General features: G+C 35.6%; 21 protein-coding genes and 1 pseudogene. 10 read left to right on the top strand and 12 right to left on the bottom strand.

The genetic code is table 11. The features are described 5' to 3' along the window. The first annotated feature begins 13 nt into the window (after positions 1-13). The 3 genes and pseudogenes from lepB to HMPREF2818_RS05230 all read left to right on the top strand — a co-directional run bounded on the left by lepB (position 14) and on the right by HMPREF2818_RS05230 (position 3,752). On the top strand, positions 14-607 hold the full coding sequence (lepB, locus tag HMPREF2818_RS05240; RefSeq protein ID WP_000657514.1) for a signal peptidase I: 594 nt from the start codon (positions 14-16) through the stop codon (positions 605-607). A gap of 128 nt (positions 608-735) precedes the next feature. Continuing rightward, positions 736-2,938: pseudogene (locus tag HMPREF2818_RS05235) on the top strand (ATP-dependent RecD-like DNA helicase); the annotation flags it as partial. 331 nt (positions 2,939-3,269) lie between these two features. Continuing rightward, the gene (locus HMPREF2818_RS05230; protein ID WP_000255475.1) at positions 3,270-3,752 is read left to right on the top strand and encodes a hypothetical protein; all 483 of its coding nucleotides are present in this window, start codon (positions 3,270-3,272) and stop codon (positions 3,750-3,752) included. Positions 3,753-3,822: 70 nt separating this feature from the next. Here the strand turns inward: HMPREF2818_RS05230 and dinB are convergent, their stop codons facing one another. Further along, entirely contained in the window at positions 3,823-4,917 is a 1,095-nt protein-coding gene (gene dinB, locus HMPREF2818_RS05225; RefSeq protein ID WP_000904560.1) for a DNA polymerase IV, read from the bottom strand. Between the two features lie 184 nt (positions 4,918-5,101). Here dinB and pflB point away from each other — a divergent pair, with 184 nt between their 5' ends. Together pflB and HMPREF2818_RS05215 are read left to right on the top strand one after the other, a co-directional pair. Next, the gene (gene pflB, locus HMPREF2818_RS05220; RefSeq protein ID WP_000246712.1) at positions 5,102-7,414 is read left to right on the top strand and encodes a formate C-acetyltransferase; all 2,313 of its coding nucleotides are present in this window, start codon (positions 5,102-5,104) and stop codon (positions 7,412-7,414) included. 100 nt (positions 7,415-7,514) lie between these two features. Beyond that, entirely contained in the window at positions 7,515-7,889 is a 375-nt protein-coding gene (locus tag HMPREF2818_RS05215) for a pyridoxamine 5'-phosphate oxidase family protein (RefSeq protein ID WP_000931880.1), read from the top strand. A 34-nt stretch (positions 7,890-7,923) separates the two neighbouring features. Here the strand turns inward: HMPREF2818_RS05215 and HMPREF2818_RS05210 are convergent, their stop codons facing one another. Together HMPREF2818_RS05210 and HMPREF2818_RS05205 are read right to left on the bottom strand one after the other, a co-directional pair. Then, on the bottom strand, positions 7,924-8,853 hold the full coding sequence (locus HMPREF2818_RS05210) for a serine hydrolase domain-containing protein (protein ID WP_000598176.1): 930 nt from the start codon (positions 8,851-8,853) through the stop codon (positions 7,924-7,926). Further along, positions 8,850-9,605, bottom strand: coding sequence for a CppA family protein (locus HMPREF2818_RS05205; protein ID WP_000171847.1), 756 nt, complete (start codon positions 9,603-9,605; stop codon positions 8,850-8,852). The genes HMPREF2818_RS05210 and HMPREF2818_RS05205 overlap by 4 nt, the downstream gene beginning before the upstream one ends. A 124-nt stretch (positions 9,606-9,729) precedes the next feature. Here HMPREF2818_RS05205 and HMPREF2818_RS05200 point away from each other — a divergent pair, with 124 nt between their 5' ends. Further along, entirely contained in the window at positions 9,730-10,626 is an 897-nt protein-coding gene (locus HMPREF2818_RS05200; protein WP_001006192.1) for a sulfite exporter TauE/SafE family protein, read from the top strand. Between the two features lie 78 nt (positions 10,627-10,704). On the opposite strand, the gene gla is transcribed toward HMPREF2818_RS05200, so the two are convergent. From gla to HMPREF2818_RS05185, 3 genes are all read right to left on the bottom strand, one after another. Then, entirely contained in the window at positions 10,705-11,553 is an 849-nt protein-coding gene (gene gla, locus HMPREF2818_RS05195) for an aquaglyceroporin Gla (RefSeq protein WP_000570241.1), read from the bottom strand. Between the two features lie 168 nt (positions 11,554-11,721). Next, positions 11,722-12,174: a universal stress protein gene (locus HMPREF2818_RS05190; protein ID WP_000192462.1), complete on the bottom strand. Its 453-nt coding sequence runs from the start codon at positions 12,172-12,174 to the stop codon at positions 11,722-11,724. A gap of 17 nt (positions 12,175-12,191) precedes the next feature. Beyond that, complete coding sequence (locus HMPREF2818_RS05185) at positions 12,192-13,394, bottom strand: MFS transporter (protein ID WP_000389617.1); 1,203 nt, start codon at positions 13,392-13,394, stop codon at positions 12,192-12,194. 155 nt (positions 13,395-13,549) lie between these two features. Here HMPREF2818_RS05185 and HMPREF2818_RS05180 point away from each other — a divergent pair, with 155 nt between their 5' ends. The 4 genes from HMPREF2818_RS05180 to HMPREF2818_RS05165 are packed head-to-tail and all read left to right on the top strand — an operon-like array spanning position 13,550 to position 17,907. Continuing rightward, complete coding sequence (locus tag HMPREF2818_RS05180; RefSeq protein ID WP_001016380.1) at positions 13,550-14,209, top strand: Crp/Fnr family transcriptional regulator; 660 nt, start codon at positions 13,550-13,552, stop codon at positions 14,207-14,209. A 23-nt stretch (positions 14,210-14,232) separates the two neighbouring features. Next, positions 14,233-16,518, top strand: a complete 2,286-nt coding sequence (locus tag HMPREF2818_RS05175; RefSeq protein WP_001270177.1) for a Xaa-Pro dipeptidyl-peptidase — start codon at positions 14,233-14,235, stop codon at positions 16,516-16,518. Positions 16,519-16,521: 3 nt separating this feature from the next. Next, positions 16,522-16,881: a hypothetical protein gene (locus HMPREF2818_RS05170; protein ID WP_000771943.1), complete on the top strand. Its 360-nt coding sequence runs from the start codon at positions 16,522-16,524 to the stop codon at positions 16,879-16,881. 45 nt (positions 16,882-16,926) lie between these two features. Next, positions 16,927-17,907 carry a polyprenyl synthetase family protein gene (locus tag HMPREF2818_RS05165; protein WP_000100668.1) on the top strand — a complete coding sequence of 327 codons (981 nt, stop codon included), beginning with the start codon at positions 16,927-16,929 and terminating at the stop codon, positions 17,905-17,907. A gap of 84 nt (positions 17,908-17,991) precedes the next feature. Here the strand turns inward: HMPREF2818_RS05165 and cydC are convergent, their stop codons facing one another. The 6 genes from cydC to HMPREF2818_RS05135 form a co-directional block, all read right to left on the bottom strand. Continuing rightward, positions 17,992-19,740 (bottom strand): thiol reductant ABC exporter subunit CydC, encoded by a 1,749-nt coding sequence (cydC, locus tag HMPREF2818_RS05160; protein ID WP_000472835.1) that lies wholly within the window; start codon positions 19,738-19,740, stop codon positions 17,992-17,994. Continuing rightward, the gene (gene cydD, locus HMPREF2818_RS05155; protein WP_000884535.1) at positions 19,733-21,451 is read right to left on the bottom strand and encodes a thiol reductant ABC exporter subunit CydD; all 1,719 of its coding nucleotides are present in this window, start codon (positions 21,449-21,451) and stop codon (positions 19,733-19,735) included. The genes cydC and cydD overlap by 8 nt, the downstream gene beginning before the upstream one ends. Further along, positions 21,451-22,470: a cytochrome d ubiquinol oxidase subunit II gene (gene cydB / locus HMPREF2818_RS05150; RefSeq protein ID WP_001275291.1), complete on the bottom strand. Its 1,020-nt coding sequence runs from the start codon at positions 22,468-22,470 to the stop codon at positions 21,451-21,453. The genes cydD and cydB overlap by 1 nt, the downstream gene beginning before the upstream one ends. Further along, positions 22,471-23,898, bottom strand: a complete 1,428-nt coding sequence (locus tag HMPREF2818_RS05145) for a cytochrome ubiquinol oxidase subunit I (RefSeq protein ID WP_000151500.1) — start codon at positions 23,896-23,898, stop codon at positions 22,471-22,473. Between the two features lie 102 nt (positions 23,899-24,000). Then, positions 24,001-25,209, bottom strand: coding sequence for an NAD(P)/FAD-dependent oxidoreductase (locus HMPREF2818_RS05140; protein ID WP_000659000.1), 1,209 nt, complete (start codon positions 25,207-25,209; stop codon positions 24,001-24,003). A 12-nt stretch (positions 25,210-25,221) separates the two neighbouring features. After that, on the bottom strand, positions 25,222-26,121 hold the full coding sequence (locus HMPREF2818_RS05135; RefSeq protein ID WP_000174549.1) for a prenyltransferase: 900 nt from the start codon (positions 26,119-26,121) through the stop codon (positions 25,222-25,224). Positions 26,122-26,575 lie beyond the last annotated feature (454 nt).

Here is a 26,575-nt window from a genome sequence, read left to right as displayed (position 1 = left end):
AGCAGGGAAAATTATGAAAGAATTTATTAAAGAATGGGGTGTCTTTATCCTCATCCTCTCACTTTTTTTACTATCGCGTATCTTTTTATGGCAATTCGTTAAAGTTGACGGACACTCCATGGATCCAACTTTAGCTGACAAGGAACAGCTAGTAGTTCTCAAACAAACAAAAATCAATCGATTCGATATTGTAGTGGCTAACGAAGAAGAAGGCGGCCAAAAGAAAAAAATTGTTAAACGTGTCATTGGTATGCCAGGTGATGTCATCAAATATAAAAATGACACCTTAACTATTAACAATAAAAAAACAGAAGAACCTTACCTCAAGGAATATACTAAATTATTTAAAAAGGATAAATTACAGGAAAAATATTCGTATAACCCACTTTTCCAAGACCTAGCACAAAGCTCTACCGCTTTCACTACTGACAGCAATGGCAGCAGCGAATTTACTACTGTCGTGCCTAAAGGCCACTATTATCTTGTTGGTGATGACCGAATTGTCTCTAAAGATAGTCGTGCCGTCGGTCCCTTCAAAAAATCAACAATTGTGGGAGAGGTTAAATTCCGCTTCTGGCCAATTCGTCGTTTTGGAACTATCAACTAAAGGAAATTAAAAATCCACCTGACAAAAGTTGAAATAACATATTATATTTAAAATAGGGAGTGACAAATCCATTTAAAATAGGGATTTACAATCACTCCCTTTAACTGTTTATTAAAAAGGAAGGTACAATGGAAGTATTTTTTACAGGAACCATTGAACGCATTATATTTGAAAATGCCAGCAATTTTTTTAAAATATTACTTCTGGAAATCGAAGATACGGATAGCGATTTTGATGATGTAGAAGTAATTATTACTGGTACTATGGCCGACGTTATAGAGGGAGAAGAATATACTTTTTGGGGAACACTAACCCAACATCCAAAATACGGCGAGCAACTACAAAGTGTACGCTATGAAAGAGCCAAGCCTACTTCAGGTGGCCTTGTGAAATACTTTTCTAGCGAACAATTTAAAGGAATTGGTAAAAAGACTGCCCAACGCATCGTAGAACTCTATGGAGATAATACCATTGATAAAATCCTTGAATCCCCTGAACAGTTAAGTACAATCTCAGGACTATCAAAAATTAATAGAGAAGCATTCATCGCTAAACTGAAACTCAATTATGGAACAGAGCAAGTTTTAGCTAAACTCGCTGAATATGGGTTAAGCAATCGTGCTGCTATTCAAATATTTGATCACTATAAAGAAGAATCACTTGAAGTGATAAACGAAAATCCTTATCAACTTGTTGAGGATATCCAAGGTATCGGTTTTAAAATAGCTGACCAACTTGCTGAACAAGTCGGTATTGAAAGTGATTCTCCTAAACGCTTTCGTGCTGCTATTATTCATACTTTAGTTGAGTCTTCTATGGAGCAAGGAGATACCTATATTGAGGCTCGTACTCTCTTGGAAAAAACCATTACTCTCCTTGAAGAAGTTCGTCAAATCGAACTAGATCCTTCAATTGTTGCTAAGGAATTGACAAATTTAATTGCAGAAGATAAAGTGCAACATATTGGAACTAAAATTTTTAGTAATACTCTATTTTTTGCCGAAGAAGGCATCAAAAAAAACTTACAACGAATACTAAATCAGCCTCTTGATAAACAACTAAGTCACAAAGATATTGACCGTGAAATCAGAGATATTCAAAAATCTTTAAATATCCACTACGATAATATCCAAGAAAAAGCTATTAGAGAAGCTTTACTAAGTAAGGTATTTATCTTGACTGGTGGCCCAGGAACAGGTAAAACAACAGTTATAAATGGTATTATTGAAGCCTATTCCGAGTTACATCATATTGATTTAAACAAAAATGATATTCCTATTGTACTTGCTGCTCCTACAGGTCGTGCTGCTAGACGCATGAATGAACTTACCGGTTTACCGAGTGCTACTATTCATAGGCATTTGGGATTAAACGGAGATAGTGACTATCAAAGTCTAGATGACTATCTAGATTGTTCCTTAATTATCATTGATGAATTTTCAATGGTTGACACTTGGCTTGCTAATCAATTATTTGACGCTTTGGACTCGCACACACAAGTTATTATTGTCGGAGATAGTGATCAATTACCGTCTGTAGGTCCAGGACAAGTTCTAGCAGATCTTTTAAATATAAATGCACTTCCACACATTAAACTTGAAAAGATTTTTAGACAATCAGAAGAATCAACTATTGTGACTTTAGCTAATCAAATGAGACAGGGCTTTTTGCCAGAGGACTTTACAGCTAAAAAAGCCGATCGCTCATACTTTGAAGCATCTGCTAATATCATCCCAAATATGATTTCTAAAATTGTTCAATCTGCACTTAAGAGCGGTATTGAAGCTCATGAAATTCAAATTTTAGCTCCTATGTATCGCGGCCAAGCAGGTATTAATAATCTTAACCTTATCATGCAAAATCTCCTCAATCCATTAAAAGATAATAACCAATTTACTTTTAATGATATAAATTTCCGAATAGGAGATAAAGTGTTACATTTAGTCAACGATACAGAGCTTAATGTTTTTAATGGGGATATTGGTTACATAACGGACCTTATACCAGCTAAATATACTGAGAGCAAGCAAGATGAGATTTATATGACTTTTGATGGTCAAGAAGTTATCTACCAACGCAAAGAATGGCTTAAAATAACACTAGCCTATGCTATGAGTATTCATAAATCACAGGGTTCTGAATTTCAAGTTGTTATTCTGCCAATAACGAGACAGAGTGGTCGAATGTTACAGCGAAACCTTATTTATACAGCTATTACGAGATCTAAAAGTAAACTAATACTTTTAGGAGAAATTGGTGCATTTGATTTCGCTGTTAAAAACGAGGGGGCAAAGCGCAATACTTATCTGATAGAAAGATTTGAAAACAAGCAAGAAATAGCTAATTCTCAAAAAATTGAAGATAGCTCAATAGATCAAAAGATTGACAACACAATAATTAATACGTCCATTCCAAAAACAGCAACACCAATTGAGCAGACTAATCTTTCAAAAATAACTTATCGCCTAACTGAAGAAAATTATTTAACAATCGATCCAATGATTGGTATTAATCAACAAGATATAAGTGCAATTTTTGATAGTAAATAAATTTTTTCATAAAATCTTGAAAACTCTTCCAAATATGTTATAATATCATTGTATTAAGAACGTAGTTCAAATTTAATACTTTTATTAAGGTTTATTTAGAAAAAGGAGATATTATGGTTTCATATGAAAAAGTCCGCCGCTCTCTGCGCACAGCTACAATCACTATCATTGTATTAAATAGTTTGTCTTTAGTATTCAGATTGTTTACAGGAATTTCAGTGCAGCTAGCCAAAACTGAAATTAATAAAGGGAACACAGGTAATCTTCCTAAAGAACATATCGAAGCAGTCTTGAGCGCCACAACACCATTTATGCTATTTGTCACTGCTTTAATAGTATTAGTCAACATTGCCATTGTTATTTTCTGTATTAAAAATTTAAGAGCAATTAAAAGAAATCAAATGGTTAATTACCTTCCTTATTATCTTGGCTTCGCCATTACTGTAGGACTTGTTATTTTGGGTTTTCTAACTACTAAAGCACCATGGGCAATAGCTATAAATATCGTCTTCCAAGCTATTTTCGGTCTTCTTTATTTCCATGCTTATCAAAAAGCACAAAAACTCAACGAACGTGATCTTGAAGAGACTAACTAAAAGTAAAAGCACTAGAATCTAGTGCTTTTTTCTTTTCAAAGAGAGTTAAATATAGTCATCGTCCCAACTTTTAAAAATCTAAATAGATAGCTTCATGTTCATTTTCCAGGGTCGTTACTGTAACACCTAAGAGTCGTATGCCAAAAACTGACTCTTCTAAGGTATCAAATATCGCTTTAGCAACTTGATCAATGATTTGAAAATCTTGAGTATACTCTTCTAATGTCATACGTTTCGTCAATGTTTCAAAATCCGCATATCTAACTTTTAAAACGATTGTCTTACCAACTTTCTTATTTTTCTCCAGAGAAGCAACAACTCTCTGAACGTTCTTTGAAATCTCAGCTTTGATATCTGCTTCGTTATATAGTAATTTCCCATAGGTTTTCTCACTTCCTATTGATTTACGAACTCTATCAGGTTTTACCGGGGAAGCATTAATCCCTCTTGCCTTACGATAAAGGTCATACCCGAAACGACCAAACATATCAATTAAAGAAATTTCAGATAAGGAAAGGAGGTCCTCACCAGTATAAACCCCTAAAGCATGTAATTTTTCGACGGAGCGTTTACCAACACCATGAAATTTCTCTATTGGTAAGGGCTTCAAGAAATCTTGAGCTTGATCTGGTAGGATGAGGGTAAGTCCTTTTGGTTTCTCAAAGTCAGAAGCCAATTTTGCCAAAAATTTATTGTAGGAAATACCCGCTGAACAGGTCAAATGGACATCATTCCAAATATCGTATTGTATCATTTTAGCAAGTTTAACAGCAGATTTTATTCCCATTTTATTTTCAGTTACATCTAAATAAGCTTCGTCTATACTCATCGGTTCAACCAAATCCGTATACTTTTTAAATATATCTCGTACTTCCATTCCTACTTGGCGATATTTTTGGTAATTTCCCGAAATAAAGATAGCTTGAGGGCATCGTTCATACGCTTCTTTTGAAGACATAGCTGAATGAACTCCAAACTTTCGAGCCTCATAATTACAAGTAGAAACAACCCCTCTGCCGCCGGTTTTTCTGGGATCAGAACCAATAATAACAGGCTTTCCTTTAAGAGAGGGATTGTCACGCTCTTCCACAGATGCAAAAAAAGCATCCATATCAATGTGGATAATTTTACGCGACGTATCATTTATTAAAGGAAAAATTAACATTGTTCTCTCCCCCATTCTCTCTACTCCATTATAACAGATTACAACTTAATGATACAGATTAAAAAAACTGTATTATAAAAGAATCATAATTTTGTCAAGAAATATGCTTGCGAAAACGTTTACTTTTTCCTAAAATGGATATGTAAACAAAATTAAATCTGTCACAATGTTTAAGGAGAAAACTATGGCAACAGTTAAAACAAACACAGATATCTTTGAACAAGCTTGGGAAGGCTTTAAAGGTGTTGATTGGAAAGAAAAAGCAAGTATTGCTCGCTTCGTTCAAGCAAACTATGCACCTTACGATGGAGATGAAAGCTTCTTAGCTGGAGCAACTGAACGTTCACTTCACATCAAAAAAGTGATTGAAGAAACAAAAGCTCACTATGAAGAAACTCGCTTCCCAATGGATACTCGTGTTGCTTCAATTTCTGAATTACCAGCTGGTTTTATCGACAAAGATAGCGAACTCATCTTTGGTATTCAAAACGACGAGCTTTTCAAATTGAACTTCATGCCTAAAGGTGGTATCCGTATGGCGGAAACTACACTTAAAGAAAATGGTTATGAACCTGATCCAGCTGTTCACGAAATCTTCACTAAGTACGCTACAACAGTAAATGATGGTATCTTCCGCGCTTATACTTCTAACATTCGTCGTGCTCGCCATGCACACACTGTTACTGGTCTTCCAGACGCTTATTCACGCGGACGTATCATTGGTGTATATGCTCGTCTAGCTGTTTACGGTGCTGACTACTTGATGCAAGAAAAAGTTAATGACTGGAATGCATTGAATGATATTGATGAAGAGTCAATTCGTCTTCGTGAAGAAATCAACCTTCAATACCAAGCTCTTGGTGAAGTTGTAAAACTTGGTGACCTTTACGGCGTAGATGTTCGTAAACCAGCCATGAACACTAAAGAAGCCATTCAATGGGTGAACATTGCTTTCATGGCTGTATGTCGTGTTATCAATGGTGCTGCAACATCACTTGGACGTGTTCCTATTGTCCTTGATATCTTTGCAGAACGTGACCTCGCTCGCGGTACATTCACAGAATCAGAAATCCAAGAATTTGTTGATGATTTTGTCCTTAAACTCCGTACTGTAAAATTTGCTCGTACTAAAGCTTATGATGCCCTTTACTCAGGTGACCCAACCTTTATCACAACTTCAATGGCAGGTATGGGAGCTGATGGACGTCATCGTGTTACCAAAATGGACTATCGTTTCTTAAATACACTTGACAATATCGGTAACTCACCAGAACCAAACTTAACTGTTCTTTGGTCAGACCAATTACCATATGCTTTCCGTCGCTACTGTATGTCAATGAGTCATAAACACTCTTCAATCCAATATGAAGGTGTATCAACAATGGCTAAAGAAGGCTACGGTGAAATGTCATGTATTTCATGTTGTGTATCTCCACTTGATCCAGAAAACGAAGACAAACGTCACAACCTTCAATATTTTGGTGCTCGTGTTAACGTTATGAAAGCACTTCTTACTGGTCTTAACGGTGGTTATGATGATGTTCATAAAGATTACAAAGTATTTGACATCGACCCAATTCGTGACGAAGTACTCAACTTTGACACTGTAAAAGCTAACTTTGAAAAATCTCTTGACTGGTTGACTGATACTTATGTTGATGCGATGAATATCATCCACTACATGACTGATAAATACAACTATGAAGCTGTACAAATGGCATTCTTACCTTCACATGTACGTGCTAATATGGGATTTGGTATCTGTGGTTTTGCAAATACTGTCGATTCATTATCTGCGATTAAATACGCTACTGTTAAACCAATCCGTGACGAAGATGGTTACATCTACGACTACGAAACAGTTGGTGACTTCCCACGTTATGGTGAAGATGATGATCGTGTTGACTCAATCGCTGAATGGTTACTTGAAGCCTTCCATGGACGCCTTGCTAAACACAAACTTTATAAAGATGCTGAAGCAACTGTTTCTCTTCTTACAATCACATCAAACGTTGCTTACTCTAAACAAACTGGTAACTCACCGGTACATAAAGGAGTATATCTCAATGAAGATGGTAGTGTAAACCTTTCTAAAGTAGAATTCTTCTCACCAGGCGCTAACCCTTCTAACAAAGCTAAAGGTGGCTGGTTACAAAACTTGAATTCACTTTCTAAACTTGATTTCGCTCATGCAAATGATGGTATTTCATTGACAACTCAAGTTTCTCCACGCGCTCTTGGTAAAACATTTGATGAACAAGTTGATAACTTGGTAACAGTCCTTGATGGTTACTTTGAAAACGGTGGTCAACACGTTAACTTGAATGTCATGGACCTTAAAGATGTCTATGACAAGATTATGAATGGTGAAGATGTTATCGTTCGTATCTCAGGTTACTGTGTCAATACTAAATATCTAACTCCTGAGCAAAAAACTGAGTTAACACAACGTGTCTTCCATGAAGTACTTTCAATGGACGATGCATTAACTAACTAGTTTGTATTCGATGAAGTAGGTTTGATTATATCAAACCTACTTTTATCTATATTATCAATAGTACTAATTACTTCTTTATATAACCTCAAGGAGGGGACTAATGTTAAATCACAAATTTCTTCAAGTTCTAAAGTATGAGGGTGTCGTTTCGATAACAAGCTGGACTGAATTAGCTCCTCACGTTACAAACACTTGGAATAGTTACCTGACTATTACAGATGACCAGCGTATCTTAGCTCCTGCAGCAGGAATGACTCATCTTGAAAATGATCTCAATAATAATTCTAAAATTATTATGACTCTGGGCAGCCGTGAAGTCGAGGGTCGTGATGGTTATCAAGGTACAGGCTTTAGAATTGAAGGAACTGCTAAGCTATTAGAAGCAGGAAGCGATTTTGAAATTGTTAAAAAAAAATACCCTTTTCTGCGTAAAGTATTGGAAGTAACTCCCATAAATGTTATCCAACTTTTATAAAAAACTTCTCCTAGAATTTTCTAGGAGAAGTTTTTTATTCAAAGTACGATGTTATCGCCTCTTGTACATGTCGTCGTTTCTTAATCCAAAGTGGACGGTCATCATAGGAAAAGGTTCTGTTTGTCAAAAAAATAGCTGCTGCCTGCTTTTGATAATTTAGTGCAATAAAAGGACCAGTATAACCAGTATGGTTTATCCAATCCTTATCTATATCCCAAGCTAATGATCTTGATTTACTCAAACTATAATTATTCCACAAAGGTTTCGCAAAATCATCTTTTAAATAATGAATAGAAAATCTTTGTAAATCATCAATAGTTGAAAATAAACCTGCAGAACCAGTATGCTTTCCTAATACCTTAGCTTTAGGATCATGTACAATACCATCGTTAATACCAGCTACAGTTGGAACAGCTTCTACTCTAGGACCAAAAGAGGTTTCTTTCATCTGAAAAGGAGTAAAAATATAACGTTTGAAAAGTTTATCCAAACTATCCCCTAATACCTCTTCTAACATAAAACCAAGTAAAAGAAAATTAATATCAGTGTATTTAAACGATTTATCTTCCAAAACCTTGATATGATTAATGGCATCTTTCAGCTGAGTAGCATTCAACTGATCACGATTTGGAATAAAAGGATCAATCCCACTGCTATGTGTAGCTAGTTGCCTTACAGTTAACGTCTGATGATGAAACGTAGGGTAATAATACCTTAATGGCTTATCAATATCAATAGTCCCTTGATAAACTAACTTTGCTAGTAAAGTTCCCACGCCGACAACTTTTGATACACTGGCTAGATCATAGACCAATCCCGCTTTAACTTTCTCATTGCCATCAATTGTCCCCAAGTAATGTTCGTGCCACTCTCCATTTTCATAAATAGCTAAGCTTGCACCATGATAAAGATTATCTTTGATTTGCTCTTTAATGAGTTCTAAAACGGTATTAGTTTTAATCATTCTTTTGAAATCCAAATCTCAATATTACTAGTGTCAGAGATGACTAAAATCTTTTCTTTAGAATCAAGGTAAACATCAAGTCCCAATGATTCAAAAGTTGATTTCAAGTCGTTTAAATTAGTATCTTCATTAACACAGCATTCTAATATCTCAATATCCCAAGTTTCATTTGGAGCAATTTGCAAATCTTGTCCTTGTGCTTCTTTGAAAGATAAATTAATTGGGAACTTCCCAGCAAATACTTTATCGTAAAAAGCTTCAGCTTTCACGGCATCAGGTACATTCAAACTAATAGATTGGAAAACAAAGTTTGATAGACCTGTAGTGTCATCATTTTTTTCTAACTCTGGACGCTCAATTGCTACTAATTGTGACAAATCATCTTCAGCATGAAGTAAGAAAAGGTCTCCCTCGGGCGAAACTGTTTCATAGGCATAACCATTTTGACCTTGATATACTTGAGTGGTTTGCGCACCATTTGCCAAAAGCTTTTCAATATCTTTTGCATCTTGAGACTTAACAATAATCTTTGCTAACTTCTTAGTACCATTCACCGCACGAGTACGATAAGTTGGGGATTCCTCAATAATAAAGCTAGCCTCTTTGTTCTGCCATGCTGAGAAAACTGCGATTGCATTTTCTTCACTTATCAATTTAAATCCAAGAGACTCCTGATAAAATGCAATATTCAAGTCTCTATTATTAACACGTAATACTGGGTGTTTAAATGTCAATGAATGAAATAACGTCATAAATTCCTCCTTGTTCAGTCTAGTCTATTTTAGATAATTTTAGATAATTTAGCAAGAATCTTTGTGCTCTCAATACCATAAAGTCAAATTGACAGTTTCACTATTTTTTTGTAGACTGGATATTATGAATGAAACACTACTATTACATGGGATTCAGCTTATTCTGATTATCGCCATGATTATCACTTTTTATCAGATTGTTAGACATATTAGGTCTCAAAAAATAAATCCTTTCAAACGATTTTTCACTGGTTTGTGGATCGGTTTTGTAACTGATGCTCTCGATACTCTTGGTATCGGCTCTTTTGCAACAACGACCACATTTTTTAAACTAACTAAGCTTGTTGAAGACGATCGTAAGATACCCGCAACAATGACAGCTGCACACGTACTTCCAGTTTTGTTGCAGTCACTCTGTTTTATTTTTGTTGTAAAAGTAGAGGCTTTAACACTAATAACAATGGCTGGTGCAGCTTTTATTGGGGCTTTTGTTGGAGCTAAAATGACTAAAAATTGGCACGCTCCTACTGTTCAACGTATTCTAGGAACACTGCTCATCACAGCTGCTATTATTATGCTCTATCGTATGATCACTAACCCTGGCGCTGGTATTTCAGATTCAGTGCATGGTCTACACGGCATTTGGTTATTTGTTGGTATCGTCTTCAATTTTATTATTGGTGTATTAATGACTATGGGACTAGGTAATTATGCTCCTGAACTTATCTTCTTCTCCCTAATGGGACTGAGTCCTGCAGTTGCTATGCCTGTCATGATGCTAGATGCAGCTATGATAATGACAGCTTCTAGTACACAATTTATCAAGAGTGGTCGTGTTAATTGGAACGGCTTTGCCGGTCTGGTTACTGGGGGAATATTAGGCGTTATTGTCGCTGTTCTCTTCTTAACTAACCTTGACCTTAACAGCTTGAAAACACTGGTTGTAGGTATTGTTTTATTTACTGGAGCAATGTTAATACGTTCTTCCTTTAAAAAAACTATGCCCAAAAGTCATCATTAAACAAAATCAGCTAGCAAGACTGGCTGATTTTTATATTTAAAACAAAAAAAGACCGGTAAACCGATCTTTCCTTAACTATTAAAGATATAATAGTTTGAACAAGGCTACAGCGAGTATACTTGCTACGATTGGTGCTAAAACTGGCACCCATGCATACCACCATTTTGAATCTTCTTTAGCTTGTCCAAGAATTTGTTTTGGTAATAAGCGGTGAACAATACGTGGACCAAGGTCACGCGCAGGGTTCAATGCAGGTCCAGTCGGTCCACCTAAAGAAGCAACTAGAGTCATTACCAAGAAACCAATACCTAAGTGAGCTACAGCAAGTGAACCAGTTACGTATGGTGAAATCCTTGTCGCTGCTGTCGTTTGGTCATAACCAGCTTGAACAAGTTTACCAACAAGTTCTACACCGAAATAGTTCTTCGTTAAAGCCAAAGCTCCAAAGAAAAGAACAAAAGAACCAACGAATTCATTTAAGAAACCATTAATGTAAGCCGCTTTACGACTTGATTTCTGTCCATCATCTAATGCAGAAATAGTTGAAAATGATCCAAGAACATGATTTGGATTTTCTGTCTTAACAAAGTAAGGTTGATAAACCATAACGACAACTAACTGTCCAAACATTGCTCCCAAAATTTGTGCAAGAATGTATTGTCCAACGTGTGCCCAAGGGAAAAGACCTGAAAATGCCAATCCAAGTGTGAAAGCTGGGTTAATATGGTTTCCAGAGACATTACCAAACATAAGCGCTGGCATCATAACACCTAAACCATAACCAATTGCAATAATAATCCAACCTGAATTATTTCCTTTTGTGCCTTTTAAGTCAACGTTAGCTACAGCCCCATTTCCTAAGATGATAAGAAAAGCGGTTGCGATAAATTCTGTGATATACTTCACAGTCCAAGTGATTTCGATCAATCCTTGTTTCCTCCCAAAAAAATATTTACAACATTAACCATTCTACCAAGTAAGCTTAATATTGTAAAGCTTATCACAAAATAAAATTAATAAAATTTTTAACCAAATATATTTGATAAAAAAATAGAGTACTAGGTTCGGACTACCTAGTACTCTATTTTATTTAGTTTATAAGGTTTTCTTACTATCACGAACGACTAGCATATCAACTTTCGAATGACGTAAAATGTATTCTGAAGTTGAGCCGATCAATAGTCTTTCAAAAGTGTTTAATCCTGTTGCGCCTACCATAATTAAATCTGCTTTTTCCCTTATGGGGATATCCTTTGCCAAAAGAGTCTTAGGATTTCCGATTTCAGTAATTTTTTTGATCTTTGTAAGGCCTTTTGAGTGTGCCAATTTCTCAAAATAGGCTAGCACATCTGCTGACTCTTGTTCTTGCCTATCAAAAACATAGTCACTAAAGACTCCCTCACTTTGGTAAGCGTGAGCATCTATAACATGCGTTAGCAGTAATTCAGCATCATTACGAAGAGCAACATTTATCCCTTTTTCTACCGCCAATTCTGACTCGTAAGACCCATCGATAGCAATAAGAATACGCTCATATTTTTGTGTCATAGCTTAATTCCTCCCTTTTATATAGTTTTAGTTTCAACTTGTCGAGATGATTTTAAGAAATATAGAATACCACAAACAACAGGAATAATCGCTGCTATCCAGAATAATTCCCTAAAGGATTGCACACCAGCTCCAAGAAAACCATCTTTAACAAGTCCCAAAATGTAAGGTCCAGCACCTAACCCTAAATCAAGACCTATCATGTAAGTTGACATGGCTGTATTGAAACGATGTTCCTCAACACCTTTGATTGATGCTGCTTGGCCACAAGACATAAAGGTGCCATAACCAAAACCAATCAAAGCACCTGATAGAAGGTAGGTAACACTTCCCATAGCACTCCCTAATAAAGCAAGTCCCAAAGTTAAGAACAGATAACTTGGATAAAGCACCCACTTATCTCCCTTAGCGTCCATTAATCTTCCCATAGATGGTCTGGTTAAAGTGATGACAAGTGCATAAACAATAAAGAAATAAGCTCCTACTGTCATCAAATTAATTTCTGTTGTATATAATTTTTGGAAACCTAACACGGAAGCATAGGAGATACCCATCAAAAATGCAATAATTGTGATAAAGATTGCTTTTTTCTCAATGAAACTATCAATAGTCCATGATTTTGATTTAGCTAACTGTTCTGGATTTAAAGTAATATTTTTGACTGGGAAAACAAATGCTCCCAACACTACAATCGCAATTAAAATACTACATAATACAATAACCATTTTAAAGTTAATATGAAGGTTGTCTAGCATAAATGTTCCTACAAAAGGACCAATAGCTGCGGCTAAACTTGTTGATAGACCGTAAAAATTAATCCCTTCACCTCTTTTATCAGCTGGTATATAGGCTGTTACAATAGTATTAGTTGCTGTTGACACGACACCATAACCAAAACCATTTAGGAAACGAACTAAATACATTACTCCGATACTTGGCATATAAAAATAAGCTAAAGTTGTTAGTAAGTAAAAAATAGCCCCTCCACGTAAAACTAACTTACGTCCTAGAACTTCTAATTGCTTACCAAATATAAGACGAGCAATCAAAGTCCCTACAATATAAATCCCCGTTGCTAATCCCGCTTGACTAGTGCTAACACCTAACTCTTTAGTCGCAATAAAAGCTATGATAACGGTAAACAAATAATAGACCATATAAACAATAAAGTTTAAAATAGTAATGCCTATAAAATGTTTGTTGAATAATTTGTCTTCCAATGCAAATGGCTCCTTTTTTCAATTTCATTTTCATAAACATTTTACAAAAATATTAGAAGATACGATATTTCAATGGTATAATATAAGTGCTAGTATCAGACTGCATTAACAAATGTTAAGGTGGTCTATCAAACCTAAAACATTTGGAGGAAGTCATGAATCATCAAATTTTACAAAATTACATTAATAGTCATAATCTTCCAATTATCGAAAAAGACTACCATAAATACCTTACATTTGAAAGTTTAGAAGAAGACTATACTTATATCCTAAAAGATGGTATTGTTAAACAAAGTGTTCTCTCTAAATATGGTACTGAGTTCAATCTGCGTTATGTGACAGGCTTAGAAATCACTTCTATCCTAAATACAGACTACTCCCAACACATGGGAGAACCTTACAACGTTCGAATCGAATCCGAAACTGCCCACTTTTACAAAGTACGTCGCTCTACCTTCCTAAAAGATATCAATAATGATATTGAACTGCAAGGATATGTGAAAGATTTCTATCATAACCGCCTTGAAAAATCTATGAAAAAAATGCAATGTATGCTCACTAATGGTCGAATTGGTGCTATCTCCACACAATTATATGACCTCAGTAAGATGTTTGGTGAAGAACGAGATAACGGTGATATCTATATTAATTTTGTTATCACGAACGAAGAACTTGGTAAATTTTGCGGTATATCCACAGGAAGTAGCGTGAGCCGCATTTTGAAACAACTAAAAGACGATCATATTATTCGTATTGAAAAACAACATATCATTATTACAAATGTTGAGAAATTAAAAGATCATATTGTATTTTAATATAACAATAGAAAGGATATATTATGCGTTATAATCAATTCAGCTACATTCCAACTAAACCTAACGAAGCTTTTGAAGAGCTCAAAGGACTAGGTTTTCCATTAAACAAAAAGAATTCTGATAAAGCTAATTTGGAAGCTTTTCTCAGACATTCTTTTTTAAATCAAACTGATACTGATTACGCTCTTAGTCTCCTTATCGTTGATGCAAAAACCGATGCTCTAACCTTTTTTAAATCAAATAGTGACTTAACACTAGAAAATTTACAATGGATTTATTTACAGTTATTAGGCTTTGTCCCCTTTGTAGACTTTAAAGACCCTAAAGCTTTCTTACAAGATATTAACTTCCCAGTCTCATATGACAATATTTTTCAAAGTCTACATCACTTACTCGCCTGTCGTGGAAAATCTGGCAATACATTAATCGACCAATTAGTTGCTGATGGTTTACTTCATGCAGATAATCACTACCATTTTTTCAATGGGAAGTCTCTGGCCACTTTCAATACTAACCAATTGATTCGCGAAGTTGTCTATGTTGAAATATCCTTAGATACTATGTCTAGTGGTGAACATGATTTAGTAAAAGTTAACATTATCAGACCCACTACCGAGCATACTATCCCCACGATGATGACAGCTAGCCCCTATCATCAAGGTATCAATGATCCTGCCGCAGACCAAAAAACATACCAAATGGAGGGTGCGCTAGCAGTTAAACAGCCTAAACACATACAAGTTGACACAAAACCATTTAAAGAAGAAGTAAAACATCCTTCAAAATTACCCATCAGCCCTGCAACTGAAAGCTTCACACACATTGACAGTTATAGTCTCAATGACTATTTTCTTTCTCGTGGTTTTGCTAATATATACGTTTCAGGTGTGGGTACTGCTGGCTCTACGGGTTTCATGACCAGTGGGGATTACCAACAAATACAAAGCTTTAAAGCAGTCATTGATTGGTTAAATGGTAAGGTTACTGCATTCACAAGTCATAAACGAGATAAACAAGTCAAGGCTGATTGGTCAAACGGCCTTGTAGCAACCACAGGTAAATCTTATCTCGGTACCATGTCAACTGGTTTAGCAACAACTGGCGTTGAGGGGCTGAAAGTCATTATCGCTGAAGCCGCAATCTCCACATGGTATGATTATTATCGAGAAAATGGGCTTGTGTGTAGTCCAGGCGGCTACCCCGGTGAAGATTTAGACGTTTTAACAGAATTAACATACTCACGAAACCTCTTAGCTGGTGATTACATCAAAAACAACGATTGCTATCAAGCATTGTTAAATGAACAATCAAAAGCAATTGACCGTCAAAGTGGGGATTACAACCAATACTGGCATGACCGTAATTACCTAACTCACGTCAATAATGTCAAAAGTCGAGTAGTTTACACTCATGGACTACAGGATTGGAATGTTAAGCCAAGACATGTCTACAAAGTTTTCAATGCATTGCCTCAAACCATCAAAAAACACCTTTTTTTACATCAAGGTCAACATGTGTATATGCATAATTGGCAGTCGATTGATTTTCGTGAAAGCATGAATGCCTTACTAAGCCAAGAACTACTTGGCATTGACAATCATTTCCAATTAGAAGAGGTCATTTGGCAAGATAATACTACTGAGCAAACTTGGCAAGTTTTAGATGCTTTCGGAGGAAACCATCAAGAGCAAATTGGTTTAGGTGATAGTAAAAAACTTATTGATAACCATTATGACAAAGAAGCCTTTGATACTTATTGTAAAGACTTCAATGTGTTCAAAAATGATCTTTTCAAGGGAAATAATAAAACCAATCAAATCACTATTAATCTTCCTCTAAAGAAAAATTATCTCCTGAATGGACAGTGCAAACTCCATCTACGTGTTAAAACTAGTGACAAAAAGGCCATTTTATCAGCCCAAATCTTAGACTATGGTCCTAAAAAACGATTCAAAGATACACCAACCATCAAATTCTTAAACAGCCTTGATAATGGTAAAAATTTTGCCAGAGAAGCTTTACGTGAACTCCCGTTTACTAAAGATCATTATCGTGTCATCAGTAAAGGTGTCTTGAACCTTCAAAATCGTACAGACTTACTTACAATTGAGGCTATCGAGCCAGAACAATGGTTTGATATCGAGTTTAGCCTCCAACCAAGTATATATCAATTGAGTAAAGGTGATAATCTAAGGATTATCCTTTATACAACTGATTTTGAACATACCATTCGAGATAATGCTAGTTACTCTATAACAGTAGATTTGAGTCAATCTTATTTAACTATCCCAACTAATCAAGGAAATTAACTTATGAAACTTCTTACTAAAGAACGGTTTGATGATTCTCAACACTTTTGGTACCAGATCAATTTATTACAAGAGAGTAACTTCGGAGCAGTTTTTGACCATGATAATAAAAACATTCCACAGGTTGTTGCAACTATTGTTGATGATTTACAAGGTTCCGGAAGTTCGAATCATTTCTGGTATTTTGGCAATACTACTGATACTTCCATCCTTATGATTGCTCATTTAAATCGAAAATTCTATATTCAGGTTAATTTAAAGGACTTTGACTTTGCACTCAATTTAATAGCTATAAATAATTGGAAGAGTCTCCTCCAAACTCAACTTGAAGCTCTAAACGATACCCTAGCAATATTTCAATAAATAAGGTAGAATGGAGTGACAAAGCAACGCGAGGGAGACTGATTAATGTCATCTTATTGGAATAACTATCCTGAACTTAAAAAAAATATTGATGAAACCAATCAACTAATTCAAGAAAGAATACAGGTCAGAAATAAAGATATTGAAGCGGCGCTAAGCCAACTCACAGCTGCGGGAGGAAAACAGCTCAGACCAGCATTCTTTTACCTTTTTTCTCAACTTGGTAATAAGGAGAATCAAGATACTCAGCAACTAAAGAAAATCGCTGCTTCTTTAGAAATCCTTCACGTTGCTACATTAATCCATGATGATGTCATTGATGACTCACCACTAAGACGTGGAAATATGACCATTCAAAGCAAGTTTGGCAAAGACATCGCAGTTTATACTGGGGATTTACTTTTCACAGTCTTTTTCGATCTTATTTTAGAATCTATGGCTGATACACCATTTATGAGGATTAATGCAAAATCTATGCGTAAAATTCTCATGGGAGAATTGGACCAGATGCACCTTCGTTACAATCAACAACAAGGTATCCATCACTATTTACGTGCGATTTCAGGTAAGACAGCCGAACTCTTTAAATTAGCTAGCAAAGAAGGAGCTTACTTTGGTGGTGCAGAGAAGGAGGTTGTTCGTCTAGCAGGCCATATCGGCTTTAACATTGGTATGACATTCCAAATTTTGGATGATATCCTGGATTATACTGCAGATAAAAAAACATTTAATAAGCCTGTCTTAGAGGATTTAACACAAGGCGTTTACAGCCTTCCTCTACTTCTTGCCATTGAAGAAAATCCTGATATTTTCAAACCTATTTTAGATAAAAAAACAGATATGGCTACTGAAGACATGGAAAAAATTGCTTATCTCGTCGTTTCCCATAGAGGTGTTGACAAAGCTCGCCATCTAGCTCGTAAATTTACTGAGAAAGCTATTAGTGACATAAATAAGCTACCCCAGAACTCTGCAAAAAAACAGTTGCTACAATTAACTAATTACCTTTTAAAACGCAAAATTTAAATAATAAAAAAACATTCCACAATGCTAGAAAAGCAGTTAGGGAATGTTTTTTTATTATCATTTATTTATCGCACCTATCAATCATCATAGATCACCATCATCAGCGGCTTTCAGCTGACGGTAACGTTGACTACTTTGAGACAATTCTTGAGGAGAACCTTCCAACTCTAATTGCCCATTTTCTATAAATAAGATACGATCAGCATGTTCAATACCTTTTAAGTGATGTGTAATCCAAACTAAGGTCTTACCTTCCAATTCTTTCATAAATACCCTTAGTAAGGCTTGTTCAGTAATAGGATCAAGTCCAACAGTTGGCTCATCTAAGATAACAATTGGGACATCTTTTAGTAAGATTCTAGCCAAAGCAATTCTATGCCTTTCGCCACCTGAAAACCTAAGTCCAGCTTCATCAACCATTGTATAGAGACCATCTGATAAATCAGTGACCATCTCTTTCAATCCAACTCGTTCAAGAACTTTCCATACATCTTCTTCACTAGCATCTTGGTTTCCAATGCGAATGTTATTTAGCAGGGTTGTATTAAAAAGGTAGGGCGCTTGTTGTATCACTCCAATATAGTTAGAAATGCAATCACCAACTATTGAAACATCAGCACCGCCTAGGGTAATCTTCCCTTGACTTGCTTTCAAGTCGCCACGAAGTAGACTAGCTAAGGTACTCTTGCCAGAACCACTCCGCCCTAAAATAGCAATTTTTTCTCCTTCTTTAATATCCAAATCTAAATGATGCAAAACCCATTTCTCTTGTGGCTTATACTGGAAACTTAAATTCTTGACGGAAAAATCATATGGCTTATTAGGCAATTGATTTTGAGTTGTTTCAAAATACGTTTCTGATAATTCATTAAGACGATGAATTGAATCAGAATATTTATTTGTTTCTTGAGCAGCAGCAGACAAACCAGCAAATGCCTCTGACAAGGGAAATACTGTTAGAACAAATGCTGCAATCCAGTTAGCTTCGCCACCTCTGTGACCAATAAACTGATTACTAGCCCAAATAATAACCAAAATAGCTAGAAAGCCAAAAACTAATTCCACAATAAGAGCTCTACGATTATTAAAGGAACGAATTTTTTTCTGAACAGCCATTAGTTCACTTTCCGAACGTTCATGCAAGGCGACGTACTCTTGACCACGTTGACTAAAAATCCAGTCTGAAATACCTAAGACATTATCCGTCAAATCAGTATAAAGATGATTTTTTAATTCTTTTTCACGAGTCTGACGAGCACCATTAGCTAAAATCGACCAAAGTGGAAAAAGAAAAATCATAATAGCTAAATAAAGCAACATCATTAAAGCAAACCATAGAGAAAAGAAGCCTGTTGCAATAATAATAAAGCTATATAATAACCACGCTATAATCGTTGGAAATATTGTCCTAAGATACAAATTTTGCAAATAATTAATATCCTCCGCTAAAAGCCCCATAACATCTCCTAAACGAAAATCACGCTTCATAAAGATAGCATTGCTTTCTAAGGAATGGTAAAGCTTCAAGCGCAGTTGTGAAGTCATTCGTAATACCCAATTGTGACTCGTTAGGCGTTCTATATAACGAAAAACAGGACGTCCAATACCAAAAGCACGTGTTAGTACAATTGGAACATATACTAGAAGAATATTACTCGGTAGTGAAGCTGACTTACTAATCAGATAGCCCGAATTAAACATAAGAGCACTGGCAGAAAAGAAAGTCATAAAACCAAGGAAAAGAGCAATTACTAAGGAAACTTTATATTGTTTGAAAAATGGTTTTACCCATTGATCTGTCTTTAATTCTTTAAACAAAGGGATTTTAAACATTATTTCCTCCCATAGCATGCTTCAGTTGATAGAGATATCCTTTTTTAGCTAATAATTCCTGATAAGAGCCTACTTCTACAACTCTCCCCTTCTCCATAACGACTATAACGTCCATTTGGTTCAACCAGTGAAGACGATGAGTTGCAAAGATAACTAAACGATCTGACATCAGTGGCAACATTTTCTCTTTTAATTCTAACTCTGTTTCAATATCTAAATGAGCAGTTGGTTCATCAAAAACCATAATACGACGATTTTGATCAAGAAAAGCACGAGCCAGAGCTATACGCTGGGCTTGTCCTCCACTAAGTGGACGCGCTCCATTACCAATACGCGTTTCTAAACCATCGGGTAACTCGCTTAGTAAGCTATCTAAACCTACCATATGAATCGCTCTTATCACCTCTTCGTCACTAGCATTGGGAGTATAGAAGGTAATATTATCACGTAATGACATTTCAAAAACATAAGGAGTTTGAGGAATATAGATCATCTGTTTATGCCAATCTTCTTGATCAAGGTTAACCACTTCTCTACCATCCACTTTTAAAGAACCTTTATCAGGCCCTAAAAAACCACTCAGAAGGTTAATTAAGCTAGACTTACCTGAACCACTAACTCCTACTAAAGCAACCTTTTGATGTCCTCTAAATCGTAAGGTTACATCCTCAACAACACGTTTTTGGTCGTACGCAATAGCAATGTTTTCTAAATCCAAATGACTCTCTTTAGACCAATCATCTATGACTAATTGCTCACCTTTAATACCAGTTTTGTTTAGAACCTTTTGAATCGCTTGAAATGCATTTTTCCCGTCTAACGTTGCATGATAATCACTAGAAAAATCTCTTACGGGTAAAAAGTATTCAGGGGATAAAATCAAAATTGTTAAAGCCGGTAAAAGGTAAATCTGCTCATTTAATAATCGTAAACCCAGAAAAACAGCAACGATAGCAATGGATAAAGTTGTAAAAAAGTCTAAAGCAAACGTTGATAAAATACCAATTTTCAAAGTACTCATTGTTGCTTTACGAAAAGATTCACTTGTTTGATAAATGCTTTTACCATAACGTTTACTAAGACCAAAATATTTGAGAGTATCAATGCCTCGTAATGAATCTAAAAAATGATTAGAAAGCACTTGATAGGATTCATATTGTTTATCTGCTTTAGCTTGAGCCGCATAGCCTAAAATAATCATAAAGATGATAATTAAAGGAAAAACGATAAGTAAAATTGCACCTGATTCAATATCTAAATAGAAAATATAAGCTAGAATAATCCATGGGATAATAGACATGTTAATCATCTTATTCAAGACTAAACGTAAATAATTTTCAACTAAAGAAACACCATCTAGTGCCATTGTAACAACATTACCAGTTCCTTGTTCTTGAACGACTTTAGGACCTAGATCAAATAACTTATCTAATAATTGACGTCTCAAAAGACTAGATTGTGCTGTTGAAAAGTCATCAAGCTTTCTATTTTTGATGTAATCAATAACATGACGGCCTAAATATGAGACCATAAATAACAAAATATAAACCGTTTGAGAAGAAAGTTTTTGCCCTTCCCACAAACCAGTTATAGAAAGACTCAAATAATAAGCTTGTCCGATAATAAAGATTGCTTGAAGAACATCAAGTCCCGCAAGCAATCCTAACAACTTATGAATACCTGACAAGCGCATAACCGCTTTATCTAGCATTATTTTTCTCCTGTCACAATCACTGGCAAGGTAATACGTTTTCTAAAGATATAATATGCCCATGCTGTATAAGCTAGAACAAAGGGAACTAGAGTAATTGCGACAATCGACATTACTTTTAAAGTATATGGCGTTGAGGATGCATTTTGAATCAGCAAATCATATTTAGGGCTAATTGATGAAATCATAACTCGTGGGAATAGACCTTGGAACAACAGAACAACCACTGAAACAAGACTGAGACCACTCGCTAAAAATGCTGTCATCTCTGCTCCTTTAAAAGTTGAAGCATGCGCTAATACAGCTAATACAACAATAACCAAAACCATAATTGTCGTAACTATCGGATGATTGCTAAAGAAATCTGTCTTGAAATACAAGAGAACTGCAAACAAGGCTAAACCAAGATAGAGTACCCAGTAAAGCAACTGAGCATAATTACGGGCACGCTCTCTAATCGGCCCTTCTGTCTTCAATGCAATGTAGTTTAAACCATGAAGATAGGCTAGCAATACCATTGCAACTCCACCCACCAACGAGAATATATTAAAGTAATCACTGAATTGAGCTGATAAGTTACCACTGGCATCAAGTGGCATACCTTGAATCAAACTTATAAACATAATCCCAAAGAAGAATGGAACAATAGCGGAACCAATTGTTAAGGTCCAGTTCCAAAACTGCTTTTTCTCTGCAGGAACTTTATGTCTAAATTCGAAGGAAACACCACGAATAATTAATCCAAAGAGAATCGTAAGGAGAATCAAATAGTAACCACTAAATAGTGAAGCATACCAGTATGGAAAAGAAGCAAACATTGCTCCACCACCGGTAAGAAGCCAAACTTCATTACCATCCCAAACTGGACCAATGGTTTCTACTACTTGATCTTTTTCATGCTCATTATGTGTTAAAGTTTGAACAGCCATCCCAACCCCAAAGTCGAATCCTTCAAGGAAGAAGAATCCTGAAAATAGGAGGCCGATTAGGAAAAACCAAAAGAATTGTAAAGCACTCATTTAGTATGCTCCTTTCTCAAAGGGATCAATTGAAGTATATGCACCATGATGTCCATGTTCATCTTCATACTCTGGCCCTTTCTTCAATTCTCTTATTGTTAGGCTTATCATCATCACCGCTAAACCACCAAACAATAAGAAGTACACAGTATTGGAAACAAATAATGATGCAACTGAAACGTTTGGAGAGACAGAGTCCTTAATCTTGAAAAGACCATAGACAGTCCAAGGGTATCGTCCTTGTTCTGTCACAATCCAACCAAATGTATTAGCTAAGAATGGTGCAAAGGTTGTTAAAGCAACAATCCATAGCATCCATTTGTGTTTATAAAGAATTGGTTTTTTCTTACGAGTTAAAAAGAGTCCTAAAACAGAAACACCCATAATAGCTGTTCCCATCGCCGCCATTGTACGGAAACCATAGAAAAGTAGGTTAACCATTGGATAGTAGTTATCTTTACCATACTTAGCAACCAATTCTTTATTAGCTGTATCCATACCTTTCACAGAACCAGATGGTTTCCCGTAAGATAAAATACTCAACATATAAGGAATCTTGATCCCAAAAACTTGTTTGTGTTCTGCTTCATTTGCCCAAGCAACTACACTCCAAGCTGCAGGATCACCCGAATCTTCATAATCACCTTCCATAGCAGCAAATTTCATTGGTTGATCGTGAATCAAGGCTTTCATTTGTAAATCCCCAACTCCCATAACTGAAATTGAACCAAGAAGTGCTACTACTAAACCAATACGAACTGATTTCTTATAAAGTTCAACCGTTGTATCTTTCAGCTGTTCTGATTTTAAGAGGCGGAAGGCTGACATACCAGCAACCACTGTACCACCCATCGTAATGGCACCAAAAATAACATGGGTAAATTCATAGAAGAACTGTGGATTTTTTACAAGTGCAAGAAAATCAGTCATTTGCGCTCTACCGTTTACAACTTCATAACCAACAGGATGTTGCATGAAGCTATTAGCAGTAAGAATCCACATCGCTGACATTAATGAGCCAAAAACCACTAGCCAAATGAATGTCACATGTAATTTTTTACTAATTTTTTTGTTATCCCATGTAAACATCCATAAACCAAGGAAAGTAGATTCCATAAAGAAAGCTAATAAAGCTTCAATAGCCAATGGAGCTCCAAAAATATCACCTACGAAACGTGAATAGTCTGACCAGTTCATTCCAAATTGGAACTCTTGAATGATACCTGTCACAACACCAACTGCAAAACTAAGGAGCATGATATTACCCCAAAATTTTGTCAATTTTTTATACTCTTCATTTTTTGTGATAACATACATTGTCTCCATAATAGCAACCACTAGGCATGTACCAATTGTAAATGGTACAAAGAAAAAGTGGAAAACTGTAGTCATCGCAAATTGAAAACGAGCTAAAGTTTCAATTGTCATACAAAACCTCTTATTTTGTTTTAATCATTTCTTTTATAGAAATATCTGCAAGAGCTAGTTTCCTAGCTTCGTAACAATTGGTAAATAACTTACTTTAATATCTTAATGATATAAATCAAAACGTCCCTTAGCTAGAAGTTCTTTAAGTCCACCCATATCAACAAGTGATTTGTTCATGATAATCTTCTTCATAACCGACGCAGGGTATTTTTTAATTTTAGTTTTTCCAACAACACCAAGTCCATGCGTATTTCCTACTGAAGCAACTGTGCCTTGCGGACTATACGAAAAGTCTTCTGTAGCCTCACCTTTGATTTGATGTAAAAGGTTTTTAGCAACATGAGCTCCCATACGAGTTGCAATTTGAGCTGTTGTTGGGAATGGGCGACCAGACTCAGTGTCCATAAATGCAGACACATCACCGATAACATAAACATTATCATATTTTGGATCACGCAAATCACTGTTGACCATTACACGTCCACGACGTTGATCAAATCCTGATTCTCCCATAACCGGACTTCCACTAACACCTGTTGTCCAAATGATAGTACCTGCGGTAATAGATTTGAGTTCTTCATCCTCTTTACTAGTACCATAAACAACTTCACCCGGTTTGATCTCCTTAATCATACTTCCAAGCATCAAATTAATACCTAAATCCTTAATTAAGTTGACACCATATTGCGCTAATTCATCATCAAACATTGGTAGGATGCGAGTTGCTGCCTCTACACAAATAATTTCAATTTGTTCAGGTTTTACACCCGCTAAAGCAGCATATTTTGGTCGCTCATCAACCATAGCTCCGGCTAACTCAATACCTGTAAAACCAGCACCACATACTAAGAGTTTGAGAAGATTTTCATCTTTTGTCTCACGATACAACTTCATTGTATTAACAATGTGATTATGGATGTTTTCTGCTTGCGAAATATTGGTCATCTGCAAAGCATTCTCCATAGCACCCTTGATGCCAAAAGTTTCAGATACAAAGCCTAAGGCAACTACGACATAATCATAATGGAGTTCACCGTTATTTTTAACTGTTACTGTTTTATTTTCAGCATCGACTTTAAGCACCTCATCTTGCATGAAGTTAACCTTATTAGTGTTGATAACATCCTTAATTGGGAATGTAATTTTTTCTTTTGGCTGAGAGCCTGCAGCTACTTCATGTAATTCTGTAGCTTCGTAGTGATAATCATTCATGTCAACAAGGGTAATATGAAAATCACCTGATTGTTTTTGTAAATTACGAACTGCTTTCAAACCGGCATAACCAGCACCTAAAACTAGGATTTCTTTCATGATAAAACTCCTCTAAAAAATGATTCCAATTAGATACGTTAAGACTTGGGTTGCAGATCCCAGTGCTAGAATACGTACCGCACAAACAAATGTTTCTCTCTTAACCTGTTTTTGCCACAATAGTTTTGTCTGCTTATAAATAAATGGTATTAATAACAAACTCAAGAGTACTGTAACAGGCGCAAGTCCAAAAAGAAATTCAAAAACAATTGCCAATAAAGCTATACTATTAGAAATAGCAAACAGCAAGAGTCCACCTCTTATCCCTGTATAATGTACAAGAGTATAGCGATGATTTTTTTCATCTTCTTCTTTGTCGCACAGATTATTCGCCAACATTAGGTTGGCAATCCATAAGGTGTTCGGCAAGGAAATCAAGAAAATTTTGCTTAAGTTGAGGATATCCCACGAAAAGTTTTGATAAGTGTTTAGATATACACAAATTAAACTAATCATAAATCCCATTGTCAAGCCAGAAAATACTTCTCCTAAGGGCAGACTAGATAAAGATCTTGGACCAAAGGAATATAAAACACCAATTCCAAAACAAAAAAGTCCCATCCATAAAAGAGGCAGACCGACTTGGGAAACTAAAACTAAACCAATCACACTAGAAGTAATGACTAAACTTGCCATAATAACTTCTATTTGGCGTAGGGATAGGTTCTCACGACCAATAATGTTAGTGTCATTCTTATAATCCAAATCCACAGCATTCCGATAATCATTGTAATTATTCCAAATGTCAACGAACATATTGAATAAAAACATAGCAACGAAGAATAAACCGACATATACAGGGTTTATTGAATTGTAGTAATAAGCACTAAAACACAAACCAATCAAAAATGGTAAAACACTAGCTGTTTTGGCTTTCATTTCTACCAACTCTAGAAAGATTGGTAATGTCATTATTAAAGTCCTCTCTATACATAATCTTCAACAATACTATTATAATGCAATTTCTACCATTTTTAAAACAATAGGGCTTGATTTTTGATTAAAAATACAAAAAATTTTTCTTAAAATGAGTTAATCACACTTAGAACACTAAATACTATTTTGAGGAGTCCTATTCATCACACTATGCCATGTAATATTCGGAAAAATAGTATTGCAACCTTCAATTACTCCTTATGTTGGCACCAGCCTTTGAAAGTCCTCTGATTGCACTGCTTAGTTAGTATTTTCATCAGCTGTATGGTCTCTAAGAGCCATCAGCATACTAAAAAACTAGTGTTACACTTTGAAAAGTGTAACACTAGCTCCAATTTGTTTTAAATAGCTTAACTATTTAATCATTAATCTACTTTATATATTTAAGCATTCAAAGTTGAATGTTGGTTAAGGATACCTGAGAGAGAAC

The organism is Streptococcus sp. HMSC076H09, from assembly GCF_001811765.1.
Taxonomy (GTDB): Bacteria; Bacillota; Bacilli; order Lactobacillales; family Streptococcaceae; genus Streptococcus; species Streptococcus agalactiae.
This window is presented reverse-complemented; position numbering and strand designations above follow the sequence as displayed.

What these genes read in the sequence shown, in the direction of transcription:
- cydC (WP_000472835.1), bottom strand. Translation starts at nt 19,740, where the DNA reads ATGTTTAAAATCCCTTTGTTTAAAGAATTAAAGACAGATCAATGGGTA.
- HMPREF2818_RS05175 (WP_001270177.1), top strand. Translation starts at nt 14,233, where the DNA reads ATGCGTTATAATCAATTCAGCTACATTCCAACTAAACCTAACGAAGCT.
- HMPREF2818_RS05210 (WP_000598176.1), bottom strand. Translation starts at nt 8,853, where the DNA reads ATGATTAAAACTAATACCGTTTTAGAACTCATTAAAGAGCAAATCAAA.
- HMPREF2818_RS05200 (WP_001006192.1), top strand. Translation starts at nt 9,730, where the DNA reads ATGAATGAAACACTACTATTACATGGGATTCAGCTTATTCTGATTATC.
- HMPREF2818_RS05165 (WP_000100668.1), top strand. Translation starts at nt 16,927, where the DNA reads ATGTCATCTTATTGGAATAACTATCCTGAACTTAAAAAAAATATTGAT.
- cydD (WP_000884535.1), bottom strand. Translation starts at nt 21,451, where the DNA reads ATGCTAGATAAAGCGGTTATGCGCTTGTCAGGTATTCATAAGTTGTTA.
- HMPREF2818_RS05135 (WP_000174549.1), bottom strand. Translation starts at nt 26,121, where the DNA reads ATGACATTACCAATCTTTCTAGAGTTGGTAGAAATGAAAGCCAAAACA.
- HMPREF2818_RS05140 (WP_000659000.1), bottom strand. Translation starts at nt 25,209, where the DNA reads ATGAAAGAAATCCTAGTTTTAGGTGCTGGTTATGCCGGTTTGAAAGCA.
- HMPREF2818_RS05215 (WP_000931880.1), top strand. Translation starts at nt 7,515, where the DNA reads ATGTTAAATCACAAATTTCTTCAAGTTCTAAAGTATGAGGGTGTCGTT.
- HMPREF2818_RS05230 (WP_000255475.1), top strand. Translation starts at nt 3,270, where the DNA reads ATGGTTTCATATGAAAAAGTCCGCCGCTCTCTGCGCACAGCTACAATC.
- lepB (WP_000657514.1), top strand. Translation starts at nt 14, where the DNA reads ATGAAAGAATTTATTAAAGAATGGGGTGTCTTTATCCTCATCCTCTCA.
- HMPREF2818_RS05205 (WP_000171847.1), bottom strand. Translation starts at nt 9,605, where the DNA reads ATGACGTTATTTCATTCATTGACATTTAAACACCCAGTATTACGTGTT.
- pflB (WP_000246712.1), top strand. Translation starts at nt 5,102, where the DNA reads ATGGCAACAGTTAAAACAAACACAGATATCTTTGAACAAGCTTGGGAA.
- HMPREF2818_RS05170 (WP_000771943.1), top strand. Translation starts at nt 16,522, where the DNA reads ATGAAACTTCTTACTAAAGAACGGTTTGATGATTCTCAACACTTTTGG.
- dinB (WP_000904560.1), bottom strand. Translation starts at nt 4,917, where the DNA reads ATGTTAATTTTTCCTTTAATAAATGATACGTCGCGTAAAATTATCCAC.
- cydB (WP_001275291.1), bottom strand. Translation starts at nt 22,470, where the DNA reads ATGAGTGCTTTACAATTCTTTTGGTTTTTCCTAATCGGCCTCCTATTT.
- HMPREF2818_RS05145 (WP_000151500.1), bottom strand. Translation starts at nt 23,898, where the DNA reads ATGACAATTGAAACTTTAGCTCGTTTTCAATTTGCGATGACTACAGTT.
- HMPREF2818_RS05180 (WP_001016380.1), top strand. Translation starts at nt 13,550, where the DNA reads ATGAATCATCAAATTTTACAAAATTACATTAATAGTCATAATCTTCCA.
- HMPREF2818_RS05190 (WP_000192462.1), bottom strand. Translation starts at nt 12,174, where the DNA reads ATGACACAAAAATATGAGCGTATTCTTATTGCTATCGATGGGTCTTAC.